Annotated in this window: 20 protein-coding genes; 10 read left to right on the top strand and 10 right to left on the bottom strand. The window is 61.5% G+C overall.

The window, feature by feature from the left end:
* Positions 1-4: 4 nt before the first annotated feature.
* From EZI54_RS17335 to EZI54_RS17315, 5 genes are all read right to left on the bottom strand, one after another.
* A complete protein-coding gene (locus EZI54_RS17335; RefSeq protein WP_131483139.1) occupies positions 5-538 on the bottom strand; it encodes a response regulator transcription factor in 534 nt (177 codons plus the stop codon).
* A gap of 1 nt (position 539) precedes the next feature.
* Entirely contained in the window at positions 540-1,838 is a 1,299-nt protein-coding gene (locus EZI54_RS17330; RefSeq protein WP_341352860.1) for a sensor histidine kinase, read from the bottom strand.
* 48 nt (positions 1,839-1,886) lie between these two features.
* Positions 1,887-2,783 (bottom strand): alpha/beta hydrolase family protein, encoded by an 897-nt coding sequence (locus EZI54_RS17325; RefSeq protein ID WP_131483138.1) that lies wholly within the window; start codon positions 2,781-2,783, stop codon positions 1,887-1,889.
* A gap of 20 nt (positions 2,784-2,803) precedes the next feature.
* Complete coding sequence (locus EZI54_RS17320) at positions 2,804-3,217, bottom strand: MarR family winged helix-turn-helix transcriptional regulator (RefSeq protein WP_131483137.1); 414 nt, start codon at positions 3,215-3,217, stop codon at positions 2,804-2,806.
* A 211-nt stretch (positions 3,218-3,428) separates the two neighbouring features.
* Positions 3,429-4,040 (bottom strand): phosphoribosyltransferase, encoded by a 612-nt coding sequence (locus EZI54_RS17315; RefSeq protein ID WP_131483136.1) that lies wholly within the window; start codon positions 4,038-4,040, stop codon positions 3,429-3,431.
* Between the two features lie 179 nt (positions 4,041-4,219).
* Here EZI54_RS17315 and EZI54_RS17310 point away from each other — a divergent pair, with 179 nt between their 5' ends.
* The gene (locus EZI54_RS17310) at positions 4,220-4,792 is read left to right on the top strand and encodes a phosphoribosyltransferase (RefSeq protein ID WP_131483135.1); all 573 of its coding nucleotides are present in this window, start codon (positions 4,220-4,222) and stop codon (positions 4,790-4,792) included.
* Between the two features lie 4 nt (positions 4,793-4,796).
* Here EZI54_RS17310 and EZI54_RS17305 read toward each other — a convergent pair whose 3' ends face one another.
* The 3 genes from EZI54_RS17305 to EZI54_RS17295 all read right to left on the bottom strand — a co-directional run bounded on the left by EZI54_RS17305 (position 4,797) and on the right by EZI54_RS17295 (position 7,363).
* Entirely contained in the window at positions 4,797-5,543 is a 747-nt protein-coding gene (locus tag EZI54_RS17305) for a siderophore-interacting protein (protein WP_131483134.1), read from the bottom strand.
* Positions 5,521-6,009 carry a MarR family winged helix-turn-helix transcriptional regulator gene (locus EZI54_RS17300; protein ID WP_131483133.1) on the bottom strand — a complete coding sequence of 163 codons (489 nt, stop codon included), beginning with the start codon at positions 6,007-6,009 and terminating at the stop codon, positions 5,521-5,523. Before EZI54_RS17300 ends, EZI54_RS17305 begins: the two co-directional genes overlap by 23 nt.
* Before the next feature lie 136 nt (positions 6,010-6,145).
* On the bottom strand, positions 6,146-7,363 hold the full coding sequence (locus EZI54_RS17295) for a PilT/PilU family type 4a pilus ATPase (RefSeq protein ID WP_131483132.1): 1,218 nt from the start codon (positions 7,361-7,363) through the stop codon (positions 6,146-6,148).
* A 218-nt stretch (positions 7,364-7,581) separates the two neighbouring features.
* On the opposite strand from EZI54_RS17295, the gene EZI54_RS17290 reads away from it, so the two are divergent.
* Positions 7,582-7,971 (top strand): nuclear transport factor 2 family protein, encoded by a 390-nt coding sequence (locus EZI54_RS17290; RefSeq protein WP_131483131.1) that lies wholly within the window; start codon positions 7,582-7,584, stop codon positions 7,969-7,971.
* 85 nt (positions 7,972-8,056) lie between these two features.
* On the opposite strand, the gene EZI54_RS17285 is transcribed toward EZI54_RS17290, so the two are convergent.
* The gene (locus EZI54_RS17285) at positions 8,057-9,352 is read right to left on the bottom strand and encodes a hypothetical protein (protein ID WP_131483130.1); all 1,296 of its coding nucleotides are present in this window, start codon (positions 9,350-9,352) and stop codon (positions 8,057-8,059) included.
* Positions 9,353-9,598: 246 nt separating this feature from the next.
* Between EZI54_RS17285 and EZI54_RS24485 the strand changes: the two genes are divergently transcribed.
* A complete protein-coding gene (locus EZI54_RS24485) occupies positions 9,599-9,763 on the top strand; it encodes a hypothetical protein (RefSeq protein ID WP_165495781.1) in 165 nt (54 codons plus the stop codon).
* 10 nt (positions 9,764-9,773) lie between these two features.
* Here EZI54_RS24485 and EZI54_RS17280 read toward each other — a convergent pair whose 3' ends face one another.
* Positions 9,774-10,415 (bottom strand): DUF4396 domain-containing protein, encoded by a 642-nt coding sequence (locus EZI54_RS17280; RefSeq protein ID WP_207389256.1) that lies wholly within the window; start codon positions 10,413-10,415, stop codon positions 9,774-9,776.
* A 718-nt stretch (positions 10,416-11,133) separates the two neighbouring features.
* Between EZI54_RS17280 and cyoA the strand changes: the two genes are divergently transcribed.
* The 7 genes from cyoA (at position 11,134) to EZI54_RS17245 (ending at position 18,641) form a co-directional block, all read left to right on the top strand.
* A complete protein-coding gene (gene cyoA, locus EZI54_RS17275) occupies positions 11,134-12,060 on the top strand; it encodes a ubiquinol oxidase subunit II (protein WP_131483129.1) in 927 nt (308 codons plus the stop codon).
* Between the two features lie 4 nt (positions 12,061-12,064).
* Positions 12,065-14,056 carry a cytochrome o ubiquinol oxidase subunit I gene (gene cyoB, locus EZI54_RS17270; protein ID WP_131483128.1) on the top strand — a complete coding sequence of 664 codons (1,992 nt, stop codon included), beginning with the start codon at positions 12,065-12,067 and terminating at the stop codon, positions 14,054-14,056.
* A 2-nt stretch (positions 14,057-14,058) separates the two neighbouring features.
* The gene (locus tag EZI54_RS17265; protein ID WP_131483127.1) at positions 14,059-14,685 is read left to right on the top strand and encodes a cytochrome o ubiquinol oxidase subunit III; all 627 of its coding nucleotides are present in this window, start codon (positions 14,059-14,061) and stop codon (positions 14,683-14,685) included.
* The gene (gene cyoD / locus EZI54_RS17260) at positions 14,686-15,012 is read left to right on the top strand and encodes a cytochrome o ubiquinol oxidase subunit IV (protein WP_131483126.1); all 327 of its coding nucleotides are present in this window, start codon (positions 14,686-14,688) and stop codon (positions 15,010-15,012) included.
* Positions 15,012-15,902: a heme o synthase gene (gene cyoE, locus EZI54_RS17255; RefSeq protein WP_207389255.1), complete on the top strand. Its 891-nt coding sequence runs from the start codon at positions 15,012-15,014 to the stop codon at positions 15,900-15,902. Before cyoD ends, cyoE begins: the two co-directional genes overlap by 1 nt.
* Positions 15,903-16,156: 254 nt before the next feature.
* On the top strand, positions 16,157-16,768 hold the full coding sequence (locus EZI54_RS17250; RefSeq protein ID WP_131483125.1) for a Yip1 family protein: 612 nt from the start codon (positions 16,157-16,159) through the stop codon (positions 16,766-16,768).
* Between the two features lie 304 nt (positions 16,769-17,072).
* On the top strand, positions 17,073-18,641 hold the full coding sequence (locus EZI54_RS17245) for a bifunctional GNAT family N-acetyltransferase/carbon-nitrogen hydrolase family protein (RefSeq protein ID WP_131483124.1): 1,569 nt from the start codon (positions 17,073-17,075) through the stop codon (positions 18,639-18,641).
* Position 18,642 lies beyond the last annotated feature (1 nt).

The following is an 18,642-nucleotide window of genomic DNA, read 5'->3' as shown; positions in this document are numbered from 1 at the left end:
GGGGTCAGTCCCGCCAGCGCGAGTGCTTCTGCAGTTTCCGTTGCAGGGTCCGCCGGTGCATGTTGAGGGCGCGGGCGGTGGCGGACACGTTGCCGTCGTTTTCGTTCAGTACCCGCTGGATGTGTTCCCATTCCATTTCCTCCACCGACGGCGGGGCCATGCGCAGGTTGGGTTCGTCCGCCACCGGTTCGAATCCGCCGATCAACTGGCTGGCGGTGATGGGCTTGCAGAGGTAGTTGATGGCGCCGCGACGCATGGCCTCGACGGCGGTGGCAATGCTGCCGTAGCCGGTAAGCACCAGCACCTCCAGGTCGGGCTGGCGGACGAGCAGTTCCGGCAGCAGTTGCAGGCCGCTCTCGCCGGCCAGGTTCAGGTCCAGCACGCAGCGCTCGAATTCGGTTTCTGCCAGGGCATCCAGGGCCTGTTCGCCGGTATTGGCGGTGGTGGTGCGGATGCCCTGCCGGTTCAGGGAGCGCTGCAGTACCTGCAAAAAGGCAACGTCGTCGTCGACCAGAAGCCAGTCACGCGGTTTGCTCATCTCACTCTCCTCTGCTGACCTTATCGGCCTGTGGCAACTCGATGATCATGGTGGTGCCTTCGTCACTGGTGAAGGCCTTGAGGGTGCCGCCCAGGCGCTGGATCGTGGCGTTGGACAGGAACAGCCCCACGCCGAGCCCGCGCTCCGACTTGACGACGTCGCCGCCCGGGGTGCCCTGCTGGCTGATGTCCATCCCCTTGCCGTGGTCACGGACCACGATTTCCACCACATCCGGCCCGGGGACCTGGGCGCCGATGGAGACCCATTCCGGGCTGGCCGTCAGGGCGTTGGCGACCAGGTTGAGCACGGCCTGGTCCAGGGTGGCATCGACCGCGACCCGGGCCTCGGGATACGGCTGTTCCCATCGAATCCGGCCGGCCGGCCAGAGCAGCGTGGCCGATTCCCGCAGGCGTGTCAGCCAGTCCTGTACGGGAAGGGTTTCCAACTGCGCGGTGCGGACCTGCATCGCGGCGGTGGAAAGCTGCTTGAGATGGCCGGAGCACAGCTGGAGCTGCTCCTCCAGCATGTCCAGGTCGTCGCCCAGTTGCGGGGCCTCGGCGCGCATTTCATCCACCAGCAGGGTCATGGTGTTCAGCGGCGTGCCCAGCCGGTGGGCTACGGTGGCCGACGACAGGCCCAGGGCGATGATCTGTTCGTCCCGCAGGCGGCTTTCCCGGGTTTCCGACAACTGCGCCTGCTGTTCGCGGATCTGGCGGGCCAGCGAGCCGACCACCAGCATCAGGATGCCGGCGGTAAGCGAGAAGGCCACCCACATGCCGAGCAGGTAGAGGTCCGGCAGGTGCGAGTTGGTTTCGTTGGGCAACACCGGCGAGCGCCAGAGAATCTCCCCGGCATAGGCGGTGATCGTCAGTCCTGTCAGTACGATGCTGTGGCGCAACGGGACCAGCAGGATGCCGAAGGCGATCGGGAGCAGAAGCGCCGGTGTGAGCGGATTGGTGTAGCCGCCGGTCTTCAGCAGCCAGGTGCCGATCAGGACGAGATCCACCACCAGCGTGGCGGTGACCGTCAGCGCATGACGCGGCGGGCGCTGGCGGAACCACAGCCAGATCAGCGTGGCGAACACTCCATAGACGAGGCACAGCAGCAGGGCCTGGGTGCTGTAGAAACTGGGCGCCACCGCCTGGGTGACGGCGAGTGTGACCAGTTGCATGGTGACGATGGCCACACGCATGGCCAATAGATAGCGGGATGCCTGGCGGAAACCGGTCTGGGATTGTGTAAGCCACTCCATGGTGGCCATTTTACCCACATTTATGCGGGCCGTTGCTGCTGTTTCCATGGTGTCCCTGCGTCATTGTGTCGCGGAAACAGTAGCACAAACGGAGCGCTATGCCGGCCCGGGAGACGGGCCATCCGTCAGCAACGGCAGCAGGATGCCCTGCCAGATGGCGTCCTGGTACCGTTCCCGGAACCAGCCCAGGTGCCCGATCCCCGATTCGCCGACGTCGCCGGGAGCCACCCGCCGGATGTCGACGGTCGCGTTGCTGTAGAAACCATGCAGGGATTCCGTATTGCGACGGGACATCATCTCGTCATCGGTAAAGGCGATGGCGGTGATGGGGATGCAAACCCCGGCGAAGCGCTCGCGCATGGCCGGACCCTCGGCGCCGACGGCGTAGTCCCGGTCCAGGCACCAGCGGCGCCACTGACGGATCACGTTGGGTGGCAGGTCGCCCACCATCCGCAGGCGGGTACCGGGAAAGTATCCGACAGTCGCCACGCTGACCGGGGCGAACAGGTACCAGAGCAGCCAGGCGATGCGTTTGGTGGGCGGTGAATTCTCCCGCCAGTAGCCGCTGCCGCAGGCGACGGTGATGGCCTGGTCCAGGTCATTGACGTTGGGCGTCATGCCCAGCAGCTGGCCGCCGACGCTGTGTCCGATCCAGTGGCACGGCAGGCCGGGATGGCGGTTGCGGGCAAACTCGATCACGCTGCGGCAGTCCTGCTCGCCCCAGTCGGTGATCCGCACCGGGCAGTCGCGCATGGCGCCTTCCAGGGAAGCGCCGGTGCCGGCATAGTCAAAGGTGATGACACTGAAGCCCTGCGCCTGCAGGAAGCGGGCGAACTTCTCGTAGCAGTGCTGGCCGACGCCCATGGCTCCGGCAACAATCACCACGGCGCGGGGCTCCGGGCCTTCGAACAGCCGCAGTTGAATGCGGTAGCCGGCTGGCGTGTCGAGCGCCAGGTCCTGGCGCCCCGCACTGAGGGGCGTGTGAATACTCATGGTGATCTCCTCCCTGCGCCTCAGAAATCGTCCACCAGGTGATTCAGGAAGCGGTACACCACCTGCATCTCCTCGTCGGTGAACCCGGCGCTCATGGTGTCGTTGAATTGGCGGATCAGTGGCCTGGCGGCCTCGATCTTCTGGCGGCCGAGCCCGGTCAGGTAGAGCCGGCCCGCCCGACCGTCCTGTTCGCAGGGCCGGCGTTCGATCAATTCCCGTTGGATCATCCGGTTGGCCAGTCCGGTCAGCGCGGAGTTGTTCAGGTGCAGACCGCGGGCGACGTCTTTCAGCAGGCAACCTTCGTTGCGGGCGATCAGCAGCAGGGCGCCGAGTTGGGTGACCGAGATATCGAGACCGCTTTCGGTCTGTTGGTCGGCGTAGTTGTAGACCCGCTGGCGGGCGCTGTTGAGCAGGTAGAAGAGTCGCTGATCCATGATGGGGCATCTGTTTCACATGTGAATCAAATATAGTTTACATGTGGACTAACTGGCAAGGGCTTCCTGGCGGAGCCTGGTTGACCCCGTTCGTCTGGCGTCTTCCAGGATCAGGTCGGAACCGTTCTGCTACAGGAAACGGGACTGCATCGAGAGCGGTTTCAAGGCGTGGCAGACTGCCGTGACGACGGTGGTGCGCGAGGGTCCGACGCTACCCGCCGGTCTTCACGCTGTCCAGGATGGCACCCAGGAAGGGTTTGTGGGTGTCGATCTCGTCGCGGCTGAGGCCGTTCAGCTCGTAGGGAAACACCAGCCAGTCTTCCGAGGTGTGCTGGCAGAAGTCCGGCTCCAGGCCGGTCCGGTTGGCGCCGGGACGCTGGTAGAGCGTGGCGATCCGGGTGTCCTGCGGCATGTTGCGCTTGAGCTGGCTGTTCAGCCGCTTGAGCACGGCGGCAATGCTGTGGCCGGTGCTGAAGACATCGTCGACGATCAGCAGGCGGTCGTCGTGGTTCAGGTTGTCCAGCAGGTAGTGGGTGCCGTGGACGCGGATGTTCTCCTCCGGCGAGGCCACCATGGCGTCGTAGTCGTGCATGCCCCGGTAGGAGGTGCGCAGGGCGATGTGATCCGTGGCGACGCCCAGGGTCTGCAGGCATTCCTGCACATAGATGCCGATGGCACTGCCGCCGCGCCAAAGCCCGACGATGAAATTGGGCCGGAATCCGCTTTCGTACACCTGAACCCCCAAGCGGAACGCGTCTTCGATCAGGTCGGCTTCCTGCAGGAAACGACGGGAACGGGCGGGTTTCGGGATTGTCTGGGTCATGGCGGCTCGGTTCCGGCGGCGGTTGGAATCAAGACCGGATGGTATCGCATCCGGGATCCATAGGTTAATCGCCGGCGCCGGCGGACGCCAGCCGGGGTGGCGGGGCTCCTGGCTGCCGGTTTGCCGCGGGCGGCGGTTTAATGGGATTATGGCGCCATTATCCAAGCCGTTGTGGTGCCATGGCAGACAAACAGTACATCAGTGCGCAGAGCCTTCTGGAAGATGCCTTCCGCCTGGGCGCGCAGGTTCTCAACTCCGGTTTTCGTCCCACGTTCATGATCGCGGTCTGGCGCGGCGGAGCGCCCATCGGCATTGCGGTGCAGGAGTTCCTGGACTATCACGGCGTCGAGACCGATCACATCGCGATCCGTACCTCGTCCTACCATGGCATCGACCAGCAGAGCAGGACGGTGCGGGTGCATGGCCTCAACTATCTGGTCAAGCACGTCACCCAGGAGGATTCCCTGCTGATCGTCGACGATGTCTTCGATACCGGCCGTTCGGTGGAGGCCATCATCGGCGAACTGCGCCAGCGGGCGCGCCTGAACACGCCCCACGATATCCGCGTCGCCGTGCCCTACTACAAGCCGGACCGTAACGAGGTGGGCTGGGCACCGCACTATTTCATCCACGAAACCGACGCCTGGCTGAAGTACCCGCACTCGCTGGAAGGCCTCTCCGAGGCGGAGATCGCACAGAACCGGCCGGAACTGCACGCGATCCTGGCGCCCCACCTCAACCAGGACGCCTGATCCCTCAGGCGCCTTCGGTCTCGGCGTCCTGGCGCTTGGCCAGCTTGTGCTGGTCTTCGCTGACGCCGATTTTCCAGTAGCTCGAGACGTACAGGTTCCGGCGACCCACTTCTTTCTCCTGCTTGAAGTAGCGGCGCAGGTTGCGCATGCCGCTGAACTCGCAGGCGGCCCACACCGACGGTTCCCCGTCCAGCCACTCCAGTTGCTGGATGCGATCGACAATCACCGCGCCCTGGGGATCCGGCTCCGGATTGATAACCCAGTGCAGCTCGATGTTTTCCGGGTGCTCCAGCGGCTGGATATCGGCTTCGTCGAGCACTTCGAGAACGGCGTAGCCTCGCGCATCCGCAGGCATTGTTTCCAGGTTGACGCTGATCGCCGGCAGGGCGGTCATGTCGCCGGCCAGCAGGAACCAGTCGGCGTCCGGGTTGATCAGCTTGCGGGCGCCGGGACCGCCGACCAGGATGCGGTCGCCGGGTTGCGCTTTTTGTGCCCAGGTGGAGGCCGGTCCCTCGGTGTCGTGGATCATGAAATCCACGTCCAGTTGCCGGGGGCGCTGGTGGCGGATGGTGTAGGTGCGCATGAGCGGGCGTTCGCCGTCGGCTTGCGGGAACACCAACTTGATGTAGGCGCTGTCCTGGTCTTCGGGAAAGTCAGCCAGGTTGTCGCCCCCAAGGGTGACGCGCAGCATGTGCGGGGTCACGTAGCGGGAGCCGATCACTTCCAGTTCACGGGGTGCCGGTCTTGGCATGGTTCGATTCTCCGGTGTTGATGGTCCCGTCCTGGCCTGCTGCATCCTGCAGGTTGTCGGCCATGACGTTTGCCAGTGTGATGAAGGTATCGACGTCGTCGGGCTTGAGATGACGGGTCATGTGGTCCATGGCGATCTGCTCCACCGTCTGCATCCGGCCGACCATGGTCTGGCCGTCGGACGTCAGCCGCAGCAGCTGACTGCGGCGGTCTTCGGGGTTGTCCACTTTGACGATCAGCCCTTCGCCCAGCAGCTCGTTGAGAACCCGGGTGATCTGGGCCTTGTCCCGGCGCATGCACTGGGCGATGAAGTGGGCGGTACACCGCTCCCGCTTCCAGATCGCCTTGAGGACCCGAAAGTGGGTGATCGGCAGGCCGATACCGGCATCGACGACGGCTGACCGCATGAAGGAGCGGTAGGCGTGGGTCAGTCGGTGCAGGGGCTCGCCGAGCGAGGTGAGTGACATCGGTCTCTCCTTGTTGTTGATAGTGTCAACCATAATACTGGGTGGTTGATACTGTCAACTACGTGGAGATGTCCATTTGTCGAGCGACGTCTTTGGGAGAGACAGACGGGCCGACCGGCCCGCCCGGGCGTGAATATCAGGGATGCAGGGTGCCGGAGTTGCCGGTATCCGGGTCGTCCTCATCCTCCTCGATGTCTTCCAGCTTGAGGTCCATGAAGCTGGACGCGGTCGCGGGCCTGTCCTCGGCCGCCGGTGCTGCGGGCGGCGTTGCGACCGACGCCGCGGCCTCGCCACTCTCCAGCTTGATCCGCAGGCGCAGGTTGTTGGGCGAATCGGCGTTGGCGATGGCGTCGTCCAGGCCTATCCGGCCGCTCTGGTAGAGCTTGAACAGCGCGGCATCGAAGGTCTGCATGCCGAGGTTCTCGGATTTCTCCATGATCTCCTTGATCTCGGTCAGGCGGTTCTTGAGGATGAGCTCCTGGATGGTCTTGGTGCCCAGCAGGACTTCCACGGCCGCACAGCGCTTGCCGTCCACCGTCGGGATCAGGCGTTGGGAGACGAAACCGCGGATATTCTGGGCCAGGGACATCAGCAGGGCCGGACGCTTCTCGTCCGGGAACAGGTTGATGATCCGTTCCAGCGCCTGGTTGGCGTTGTTGGCGTGCAGGGTGGAGATGGCCAGGTGGCCGGTTTCCGCGAATTCCAGGGCGTGCTCCATGGTTTCCCGGTCGCGGATCTCGCCGATCAGGATCACGTCCGGCGCCTGGCGCAGGGTGTTCTTCAGGGCGTTGCGGAAGCTGCGGGTGTCGACGCCCACTTCACGCTGGTTGACGATGGATTTCTTGTGCTTGTGCACGTACTCCACCGGGTCCTCGATGGTGATGATGTGGCCGCCCACCGACGAGTTGCGCAGGTCGATCAGCGACGCCAGCGAGGTGGACTTGCCCGAGCCGGTGCCGCCGACGAACAGGATCAGCCCGCGTTTTTCCATCACCAGTTCCTTGAGCACCGGTGGCAGGCCGAGGTCTTCGAATTTCGGGATCTCGGTGTTGATGTTCCGCGCGACGATGGCGACCTCATTGCGCTGCTTGAAGATGTTTACCCGGAAGCGGCCCACGCCGGGAATTGACACCGCCAGGTTCATTTCCAGCTCGTTGGCGAAGATCTGCTTCTGCTCCGCGTCCATCAGCTCCATGGCGATGGCTTCCACCTGGCCGGCGGTCAGCGATTGCTGTGACAGGGGCTTGAGCGTGCCCTGGAACTTGGCGCTGGGCGGTGCGCCGGTACTCAGGTAAAGGTCGGAGCCGTCGTGTTTCGCCAGGACATTGAGGTACTTGTCGATTGGAGTTGCCACTGCGTTTTTCCTTACAGGCCGTTCGGAACCGCCCGGAGCGCGGTCCGGAAGAGTCGGGACGATGACGGCAGTATTGGAAAAAGTGGCGCGGGGCTGCAAGAACAGCTTTGTAACTTTCGGTTTGTACTCGTATCTTTGTCAGGTCGGCCGAGACGGGCCATCTGGAAAAGCCGTCTGCACAGGCAGGTGTGGCGGCCATTGATACGGAAACCACAGAGATGATTACAACAACCATCAAACGCTGGCACGACCTGGTCGAGGCCCGCAACCCGCAGGCGCTGGACGATCTGCTGGCGGACAACGTGACATTCCATTCGCCGGTGGTGCACACGCCCCAGCAAGGCAAGGCAGTCACCAAACTCTATCTCACCGCCGCCCTGCACACCCTCAACAACGAGCATTTCCACTACACCCGCGAAGTCCTGGACGGCAACAACGCCGTGCTGGAGTTCACCACGGAGCTGGACGGGATACAGGTCAATGGTGTCGACATGATCCGCTGCGACGGCGAGGGGCGGATCGTGGACTTCAAGGTGATGATCCGACCGCTCAAGGCGGTGAACAAAATTCACGCCATGATGGCTGCGATGCTGGAGAAAATGGCCTAGGCCGGCAACTGGAGAACGGCACCGATCGGGTCACCAGCGGCATTGAGGGCTGCGCGACATTCCCGCAGCCCTGTCGTCGCTCGACCTACTGGCGTTGGATGGTCTGTATATCGCTGTAGTTGACCGGAACCACCATATTGCCGCCGAACATCCGGCGCTGAAGCTGCAGGCGCTGACCTTCCACCGCTTGCAGGCGACCCTCGAGCACCTTGCCGCTGTTCAGGACGATGCGGAGTGCCTGGTGCATGTGCCGGTTCAGCTCGTTGACGGCTATGGTGGCCGGACCTGTCGGCGCTTCCCGGGCCGTTTGGGGCGCGGCGGCGGCCGGTTTCGGCTCGGGCGGCTCCGCTAACGACCCGGTTGCCGGCTCGCCGGCGGCGGCTGTCGTTTCCGTCTGGCTGATCCTGAAAGGCTTCAGGGGGCCGCCGTCGATGCCCACTTTGGGATTGAGGCGTCCGCTCAGGTAGTCGGGGTCGGTACTCAGGTACCGGTCTTCCGTGCTGATCGGCGGGAAAGGCTCGATGGTGAGCTCAAGAGTGCTTCCCGGATGCTCAATGTACTGTTTGTAGGCGTTGGCCAGCGCGTCGTCGGGAGCCAGGGCATGCTTTGACCAGACGGCTCTCCAGGCCTTGAGATGATGTTTCTGGAATGCCTCCACGCTCATACCGGTCTCACGGGCGCAGTCTTCCAGGCCTTGCTGGACCGCGCCCTGATCCCGGATCTGGAACTCGGCGCTCTTGAGTGCCACGGAGCGGGCGCTTTGCAGGCCGTTGAAAGCGTTCAGGGCACCACCGGGATCCAGCGTCAGTTGGGTGGTGAGGGTGTTCTGGCCGTGGATCGTCACCCGGGACAGGATGTCGAGCTGGCTGCCACCCTGCGTCTGCTGGTATCCCAGGCTCATGTCGATGATGTCAACAGCGCCGCCTGTGGCCGATCCGGCGTTCCGGCTGTGATCGCCGCAGCCTGCCAGCCCCAGCTGGGTCATCATGCCTTCCCCGCCCTGGCGTTCAACGGCCGCCTGCATCAGCGGGCCATGCGGGTCAATGCGCAGGCCGACGACGTTCAGCGCCAGGTGATCCGGTACATGGCCGCTTCTCAGTTCGTCGGACAAGGTGTACAGCACCCAGGGGTTATCGGTTTCCAGGACCAGCTTGTCCATGCGGATCGAGTCGTCGACGGTATGGGGCGAAAAACGGATCCCGCTGATCTCGAGGTTACCGGTGGGCGTGACGGAGACGTCGTCATAGCTCAGCTGGCCGTAGAAGCTGGCCAACTGGACGGTCTTGTCCAACTGGTCCCGGACGGTGCTGGTCATCTGGTACTGGGCGAAGAACAGGCCGCCGGCAATGACAACAACAGCGGCAATCAGGATACGTTTCATGAGCTTCCTTGTGGTGGCATCCCTGGAAATGGCGGCCTGAAGGGCCGTATCAGTCAGAACATTAACTGAGTTTCATGTAACGATAAATATCGGAAATGTAAGGGGGCATCCCTGCCCGCTGGGGCTGCCGGAGGCTTGGCGTCCCTGGCTGGCCGGGGTTGTGCGGCGATGCGGTCAAAACGGTTGACGGGCCCGACACTCCGGCGTTAAACAGAAGTATAAGCCGTGGCCTTGGAGGTCAGACGAATGAAATGGATCGTGGTGCTTGTCGTTGTTGCTGTTGTGGCGGTCTGGCTCTATCGCGGGCGTCGCAAGAACGACATCGAGGACCCGGAAGCCAAGCGCTTTGAGGAGCACGATTATTACCTGTCGCCGGAAGAGGAGAAAGATTCCGACGACAGGCGCTCCTGAACAGTCTGCGCTACATGGCGTGTTTCACGCCGCGCTGCACCAGCCACCAGTTGGCCGGGTAGGCGGTGGCAAGGCCCAGGATCATGCCGATCTGCATCATGAACCAGAACTGCGGCGTATCGGGGCGGGGCTCCATGCCCAGCCAAAGCACCGAAGCGATGGCCATCCAGCCGAACATGCCGATCTCGAAGGCCACCAGGGACAGGGTGTCGGCCTTGATGGCATCCCCCAGGGCGCTTCGCCAATTGCCGTCGCCCATGCTCATGATGGGCAGGAACTGGAACAGGATGCCGAACAGGTAGGCGCCCACGAATTCGCCTGCAAAGTGACCCAGCAGGGCCGAGCCGAACACGGTGACGCCGAACAGGGTCGTCAGGGGCGCTGCAACGGTATCCCCCAGGGTGCAGCCACCGCCACAGTGGGTCGTGGAGACGAAAACCCCCTGCCACAACGGCTTCTCACCGTGTCCTTTCAGTCCAATCGACTTGTAGAGCCACCAGCCAACGATCGGGAAGTAGAGGCCGGTGACCGGCCAGGTGATGTTCATAATGGCCATATGCTGTGGGTTTCGCTTGACGTCAGCCGCAATGGCCAGTGCCGTCAGCAGTCCCAGGGCAATGGATAGCCAGGCAATCATCTCGAATCCGCTCAAAACGACCTCCTTGCTCAACGTATGTGCCGGTCAGGCATGAGTGTGGAGTGTTGCAGAATAAAGTGCCGCGACAAAGTGTCGCGGGCGTATGGTGCTGTCGGGGCTGGTTATCCGGCTTACGATATGCCGCGTGTCTGGACGGCATTCACCCGCTTTGCCCCGTGTCGGCTGCGTTTGGCAACATCCTGAGTCCATAGGGATGCACGTTAAAACCTTTGACCGGCTAAAGGGTCAAGGGTTTGGGCGGGCATGGCGCCTCATTAACGGTGTGATAGACTCCGGGCCCGCTGAGGGAATGACCCGTGTTGCGATGTTGATGTCGGCGTCGATGTGGCAACCCGGGTCGGATATACCGGGTCGGAAAGAGAGCCTGTCCAGGGTTTTCAGGAGTCAGGCTGGCGGTCTGTCCGTCATGATCGGTGAGTGGAGTGGCTGTGTCGCATCATGCGATGTTGTCGGTTTCCCTACTAACTGGGAGAATCGCCGGCGTCAAATGCGCCCGCATGACTTGCGTCATGTCTCTGGTGGAATCCGGCTTTGAGCTACTCCACTATTGGCGCCGATTTCTGCATGGAGTCAGGCTTCACCTGCGCGCAGTCGAGCCTGGCTGGCCCGCGCTGTCCGCAATCGATTCCTGAAATTTCCGTAATCCATTGTTAGCTACATATGAGCTTGCCCGTCAGGCCTTGGTCTGCCCTTGCTCTAATGAGGTTGAAAAATGAGAGAGAAGAGCTATTTACGCGTCTTGGGCGCTGTACTACTAGCCGCTTTGCCATTGCTGTTGTCGGGTTGCAGCTCGGCGCTGATGGATCCAAAGGGGCAGGTCGGTGAGGAACAGAAGGTCCTGATCATCACGGCATTCGCATTGATGCTGATTGTCGTTATCCCCGTAATCGTCATGACGCTGCTCTTCGCCTACCGCTATCGCGAAAGCAATAAGGACGCGACCTACAAGCCGAACTGGGCGCACTCAACGGCCATCGAGATCGTGGTCTGGCTGATTCCCTGCGTGATCATCGTCGTCCTCGCGATCCTGACCTGGGTTACCTCTCATAGCCTCAACCCGATGAAGCCGATTGCCGAGGACGGCAAGGAGACGATGGAAATCCAGGCGGTCTCTCTCGACTGGAAGTGGCTGTTTATCTATCCGGACCAGCACATCGCCACCGTCAACGAGCTGGCGATTCCGACCGATACGCCGATCCGTTTCCACATCAGCTCCGGTTCTGTCATGAACGCCTTCTGGGTGCCGGAACTGGGTTCGCAGATCTATGCCATGGCGGGTATGGACAGTCAGTTGCACCTGATTGCAGATGAAACCGGGGAATGGCAGGGCAAGTCCTCCAACTACAGTGGTGCCGGCTTTGCCGGGATGACCTTCCCGACGCATTCCATGACCCAGGAAGACTTCAAGGCGTGGGTACAGAAGGTCAAGGACGAGTCCACCCAGACCCTGTCCTTTGACGACGGTTACCAGGAACTGGCCAAGCCGAGTGAAGACGTGCCGGTTCAGTACTTCTCGAAGGTTTCACCGAATCTCTACAACGACATCCTCAACAGCTTCCGCAAGGGCATCAGCGATGAGCATGGTGAAATCGGTGAACAAGAGCATGGCGAGCGCATGAGCGCAGAGGCAGCGGAGTAAGCATATGTTCGGAAAACTAAGTCTCGAATCGATTCCCTTTCACGAGCCGATCATCATGTCGACGGTGGCCGTGATTGCCATTGTGGGCGCGGCTCTCGTTGGCTGGATTACGGTCAACAAGAAGTGGACCTACCTGTGGAGTGAGTGGATTACCTCCATCGACCACAAGAAACTGGGCATCATGTACTTCCTGGTGGCCCTGGTCATGCTGGTCCGTGGTTTCGCGGACGCCATCATGATGCGGACCCAGCAGGCCATGGCCGCTGGCGGTGCCGAGGGCTACCTGCCCCCGGAACACTATGACCAGATCTTCTCCGCCCACGGCGTGATCATGATCTTCTTCGTTGCCATGCCGATGGTGATCGGTCTGATGAACCTGGTGGTTCCGCTGCAGATCGGCGCGCGCGACGTTGCCTTCCCGTTCATGAACAACCTGAGTTTCTGGCTGTTCGCGGCCGGTGTCGTGCTGGTGAACGTCTCCCTGTTCGTGGGTGAGTTCGCCAAGACCGGTTGGCTGGCCTACGCGCCGTTGTCGGAGGCGAAATACAGTCCCGGCGTTGGGGTGGATTACTGGATATGGGCGCTGCAGATATCCGGTATCGGTACGACCCTGACCGGCATCAACTTCTTCGTCACCATCATGAAGATGCGCACCAAGGGCATGACCCTGTTCCGTCTGCCTATCTTCACCTGGACCTGCCTGGTGACCAACGTACTGATCATCGCGGCCTTCCCGATTCTGACTGCGACCATCGCCCTGCTGACCCTGGATCGTTACTTCGATTTCCATTTCTTCACGAACGATATGGGCGGCAACATGATGATGTACGTGAACCTCATCTGGGCCTGGGGCCATCCTGAGGTGTACATCCTGATCCTGCCGGCGTTCGGCGTGTTCTCGGAAGTGATTTCGACCTTCGCCAAGAAGCGTCTGTTTGGCTACAACACCATGGTCTGGGCGACCCTGGCAATCGGCGTCCTGTCTTTCATCGTCTGGTTGCACCACTTCTTCACCATGGGTGCGGGGGCCAACGTCAACGCCTTCTTCGGCATCATGACGATGATTATCGCCATACCAACCGGTGTGAAGATCTTCAACTGGCTGTTCACCATGTATCGCGGCCGTCTGGAACTCACCTCCCCGGTGCTGTGGACCCTGGGCTTCATCATCACCTTCACCCTGGGTGGTATGACCGGTGTGATGCTGGCGGTGCCGGCGGCGGATTTCGTGCTGCACAACAGCCTGTTCGTTATCGCGCACTTCCATAACGTCATTATCGGCGGCGTGGTGTTCGGCATGATGGCCGGCTACACCTTCTGGTTCCCGAAAGCCTTCGGCTTCAAGCTGGACGAGAAATGGGGCAAGCGTTCCTTCTGGTTCTGGCTGGTCGGTTTCTACGTAGCGTTCATGCCGCTGTACATCCTGAGCTTCTACGGTGCGGTGCGTCGGATGCAGTCCTACGCCAACACCGAATGGCAGCCGCTGATGATCGTGGCCTGGTTCGGTGCGGTCCTGATCCTGTGCGGCATCGCCTGCACCGCGATCCAACTGATTGTCAGCATCCGTGACCGCGAGAAGAACCGCGACGTCACCGGCGATCCGTGGAACGGTCGTACCCTGGAATGGGCTGTGTCCTCACCGCCCCCGTACTACAACTTCGCGCATCTGCCCGAGATCCACTCGATCGACAACTTCTGGGAAGACAAGCAGAAGAACCAGGGCAAGGCGCAGTTGGCCGATCCTGAAGCCATCGAGTACAAGGACATCCACATGCCGCGCAATACCGTTGCCGGTCCGGTGATGGGTGCCTTCAGCATCGTGTTTGGCTTCGCCCTGGTCTGGCACATCTGGTGGCTGGTCGGCGTTGGTGCCCTGGGTATGTTCGCGGCCTTCATGGGGCGGATCTTCAACGAGGACATCGACTATTACGTGCCCGCCGAGGAAGTGAAGCGGATAGAGACCGAACACCATAAACAGGTGGAGATGCAGGCGTAATCATGGCAACAGATACGATGACCAACCAACACGTGGCCGCGCATGGTGGCCACGACGATCACGAACACCACGACATGACCGGCACCAAGATGTACGCCTTCTGGGTGTACCTGATGAGTGACCTGATCATCTTCGGCTCGTTGTTCGCGACTTACGGCGTGCTGCACAACGGCACCGCCGGCGGCCCGGGCGGCAAGGACATTTTCGAACTGGACTTCGTCCTGATCGAGACCTTCCTGCTGCTGTTCTCCAGTTTCACCTACGGCCTGGCCGTGCTGGCGATGCACAAGGACAAGGTCAAGCAGGTCATTGGCTGGCTGGTGGTCACCTTCGCCTGCGGCGCAGGCTTCGTCGGGATGGAGATCTATGAATTCCATCACCTGATCCTGGAAGGCCTGGGGCCGGATCGCAGCGCGTTCCTGTCCTCCTTCTTCGCGCTGGTCGGCACGCACGGCCTGCACGTAAGCTTCGGTCTGCTGTGGATGGCGATCATGCTGATCCAGCTGTCCACCAAAGGCCTGACCGACATGACGCGTCCGCGCATCATGTGCCTGAGTCTGTTCTGGCACTTCCTCGACATCGTGTGGATCTGCGTGTTCACCTTCGTCTACCTGATGGGAGCACTGTAAATGAGTCACTCTCACGACCACGACAGCCATAGCCACGGCAGCACCAAGTCCTACATTATCGGGCTGATCCTTTCCATCCTGCTGACGATCGTTCCGTTCGGCATGGTGATGAAAGGCGGATTCGACGAGACGTTCGTTGTCATTGCAATTGCGATCCTGGCGGTATGCCAGGTGCTGATTCAGCTGATCCTGTTCATGCACCTGAACCTGAAGACGCAGGAAGGCCGTGATTCCGGTTCCTTCGTCTTCTTCACTGCCGTGATCCTGGTCCTCGTCATTGGTGGCACCCTGTGGATTATGTATCACCTGAACCTCAACTTGATGTAATGCCGGGCACGTCCTTCAAAGACGTGCTTGGGCAGTTCATCGCGCTCACCAAGCCGGGGATCATTTTCGGTAATTCGATCTCCGTCATGGGCGGCTTCTTCCTGGCCGCCCAGGGTGAGTTCAGCCCGGGTCTGTTCATTGTCACGCTGGTGGGACTGGCCCTGGTGATTGCCTCCGGCTGCGCGTTCAATAACCTGATCGATCGCGATATCGACGCGGTGATGGAACGCACCCGGAACCGGCCCCTTGTTCAGGGAACGATCACACCGGCCACGACCCTGGGTTTCGCGACCCTGCTGGGCCTGGCCGGTTTCACCATGCTGCTGGCCACCAACGTGCTGACGGCGGGCCTGGCGGTATTCGGCTTTGCGATCTACGTGGGCGCCTACAGCCTCTACTCCAAGCGGCACTCCGTATACGGCACGCTGATTGGCAGCCTGTCCGGGGCGGTCCCGCCGGTGGTGGGCTACTGTGCCGTGACAGGGCAGTTCGACACCGGCGCGGCGATCATCCTGGTCACCTTCTGCCTGTGGCAGATGCCGCATTCCTACGCGATTGCCATCTTCCGCTTCCGCGACTACCAGATGGCCGGCATTCCGGTCCTGCCGGTCGTCAAGGGCATTCGTACGGCCAAGTTCCATATTGTGGGCTATACCATCGCGTTCATGCTGGCGGCGCTGTCGCTGAGTCTGGCGGGTTATACCGGCATCGCCTACTTCGTGGTGATGCTGCTGATGGGGCTTTACTGGCTGAAGTTGGGACTCGCCGGTTTCCGTACCGAAGACAACGTGAAGTGGGCCAAGGGCAACTTCGGTTTCTCCATTCTTACGGTATGTGTATTGAGCCTGATGATGGGCATCAACGGTGTCCTGCCGGCCTTCCTGGCCTGAAGCTCGATTCTGACGGGCTGCTGTAGTGTGTTGTAGCAGCTCGTTTTTCCTCTCTCTCCCGGCTCGCCGGATCGGCTTCCCCTGACGTTTCGAGCGCCCCTGTTTCAATGTGCTGACTGGTGGTTCGTGATTGATCCGGGCAATTTCTGTTCGATATCCGGTGTGCTATTTTCAGAATCATCAACTATATGTTTGAGTAACTGAACCGTTCTAAGTGTAGAAAGCCATCATCGCCGTTGAGAGGGGGTGCTTGTATGCTGACACACGTCTGGGGCCTTCTGACCCACCCGAAAAGTGAATGGGGCCATATCGAGGACGAGCACGAAACGGTGACGCATCTCTATGCGCACCATGTGTTTACGCTCGCCGCTGTTCCCGTTATCTGCGCCTACATTGGTACGACCCAGGTGGGATGGGGCTTTGGAGGCGAACATGCCTTTATCAAGCTGGACCTGCTAAGTGCGCTCTATGCCGGTATTGCGTTCTATATCGCGATCCTGGCTTCGGTGTTCCTGGTTGGCAACGTGATTTACTGGATGGCCCACCGGTTCAGAAAGCCCCCGAGCCGGCGCCGCTGCGTGATCTTTGCCGGTTATATCGCCACGCCCATGTTCCTCAGTGGCCTGGTCGCCGTGTATCCGCTGGTCTGGCTGTGTCTGCTGGCGGGCATCGTGGGTTTATGCATCAGTGCCTACCTGCTCTATCTGGGCATTCCCTATTTCCTGGGGATCAGTTCGGAAGAAGGTTTCATCGTATCCAGTACCACCCTGGCCGTCGGGGTGCTGGTGCTTGAAGGCCTGTTGGCCGTGACCGTCATGCTCTGGGGTTACGGTGAGGTACTCCTGCCCTGGCTGTTCCGGTACTGACGGCCGACCCAATGGGGTGCCGCTGCACCCCGTGCTTTTCCATCTGAGCCTACCTGCGGGCGCCGCGTAACGGAGACCCTTCTCCGGTGTGCCACGCCCGCTTTTTTGCGCACCAGTGGCCCCACCGCTCCCCTAACGGCATCCACAGCCCGGCCAACCGATGCAGCATGTTGGGTCAATGAGCGTTTACCTGCCTACCGGTTTCCTCCGCCGGTTCGAAAGCCCCGTTTCACAACCCCCTATTGACGACAGGGGTGGTGGCGGAGAACGATGGATTGATCGTCGCGACAAACTGGAGGTGCCCATGTGTCCGCCGTTCAGCGATCCCAATGAGCGCCTGTATGTGCGCCAGGCCACCCTGCAGGATATCCCCGCCATCATTCGCCTGAGTCGCCGGGTCTATGCCAACACCGGCATGTACGGCTACACCGAGGGCCCGTTGACCGGGCAGATGAACAACTTCCCGGAAGGCCAGTTCGTCGCCGTGGTGGGGGATCAGGTGGTGGGCTACTGCGCGACCTTCCGAATTGCCGGTGAGGTGGCGCTGGCGCCCCACGACTGGACATCCATCACCGGCAATGGCTACGCCTCCCGTCACGATCCGGAGGGCGACTGGCTCTACGGAATGGAGGTCTGTGTCGACCCGGATTACCGCGGCTACCGGATCGGCCAGCGTCTCTACAATGAGCGCAAGGCGCTGTGTCAGAGCCTGGAGCTCCAGGGAGTGGTGTTCGCCGGGCGTCTGCCGTCCCTGCGCCGGCGGATACGCAAGTTTGACTCCGTCGAGGCCTATGTCGAGGCGATCAAGGCCAAGAAGCAGCGTGACGATGTGCTGTCATTCCAGCTTCACAACGAGTTCGAGATCCACGGCATCATCCCCCATTACCTGGATGCCGACCACGATTCCATGGGCTATGGGATCCACCTGGTGTGGCGCAACCCCGCAGTGGCGCGCAACGGCGAGCGTGGCAAGCAGAAACGCTACGGCAAGCGCATGCCCGATACGGTGCGGGTGGGCACCGTGCAATATCAACAGCGCCCGGTGGCTTCGTTCGAGGCGTTCAGCGACATCGTCACCTACTTCGTCGACGTGGTGTCCACCTATAAAGGGGATTTCGTAGTCTTCCCGGAGCTGTTTACGCTGCAGTTGCTGTCGATCGAGCGACGCAAGGAAAGCCCCGCCGCGGCCATAGAGGCGATCACCGAATACGCCGGGGCCTATCACGACCTGATGCGGGACCTGGCCCTGCGTTACAACATCAACATCGTCGGCGGTTCCACGCCGGTCCGCGAGGCGGACGGCAGCATCTACAACATGGCCTACATCTTCCTGCGGGACGGCCAGGTCTTCAGCCAGCCCAAGATCCACCCCACGCCGAACGAAGCTTACTGGTGGAACATCAGCGGCGGCCGTCGGGTAGCTGCGATCGAGACCGACTGTGGCCCCATCGGCGTACTGATCTGCTACGACGCGGAGTTCCCGGAAGTCACCCGCCACCTGGTGGACCAGGGTATCCAGATCCTGTTCGTACCCTTCTGCACCGACGAGCGCCAGAGCTATCTGCGGGTGCGCTACTGCTGCCAGGCCCGTGCGGTGGAAAACCAGCTGTTCGTGGTGATGTCCGGTAACGTCGGCAACCTGCCCAATGTGCCCAACATGGAGTTGCAGTATGGTCAGAGCTGTATTCTGACCCCCTGTGATTTCCCCTTCGCCCGGGATGGCATCGCCGCCGACACCACCCCCAACGTGGAAACCGTGGCCTTCGCCGACCTGCGGCCCCAGGTGCTGCTGACTGCGCGCAACAGCGGTACGGTCAAGAACCTGTACGATCGCCGCCACGAGCTGTACAGCGTGAACTGGCGCGGGGACTGAC

Source organism: Marinobacter halodurans, from assembly GCF_004327985.1.
Lineage (GTDB): Bacteria > Pseudomonadota > Gammaproteobacteria > Pseudomonadales > Oleiphilaceae > Marinobacter_A > Marinobacter_A halodurans.
The sequence above is the reverse complement of the archived record's forward strand: the minus strand, read 5'-3'. Positions and strand labels throughout refer to the sequence as shown.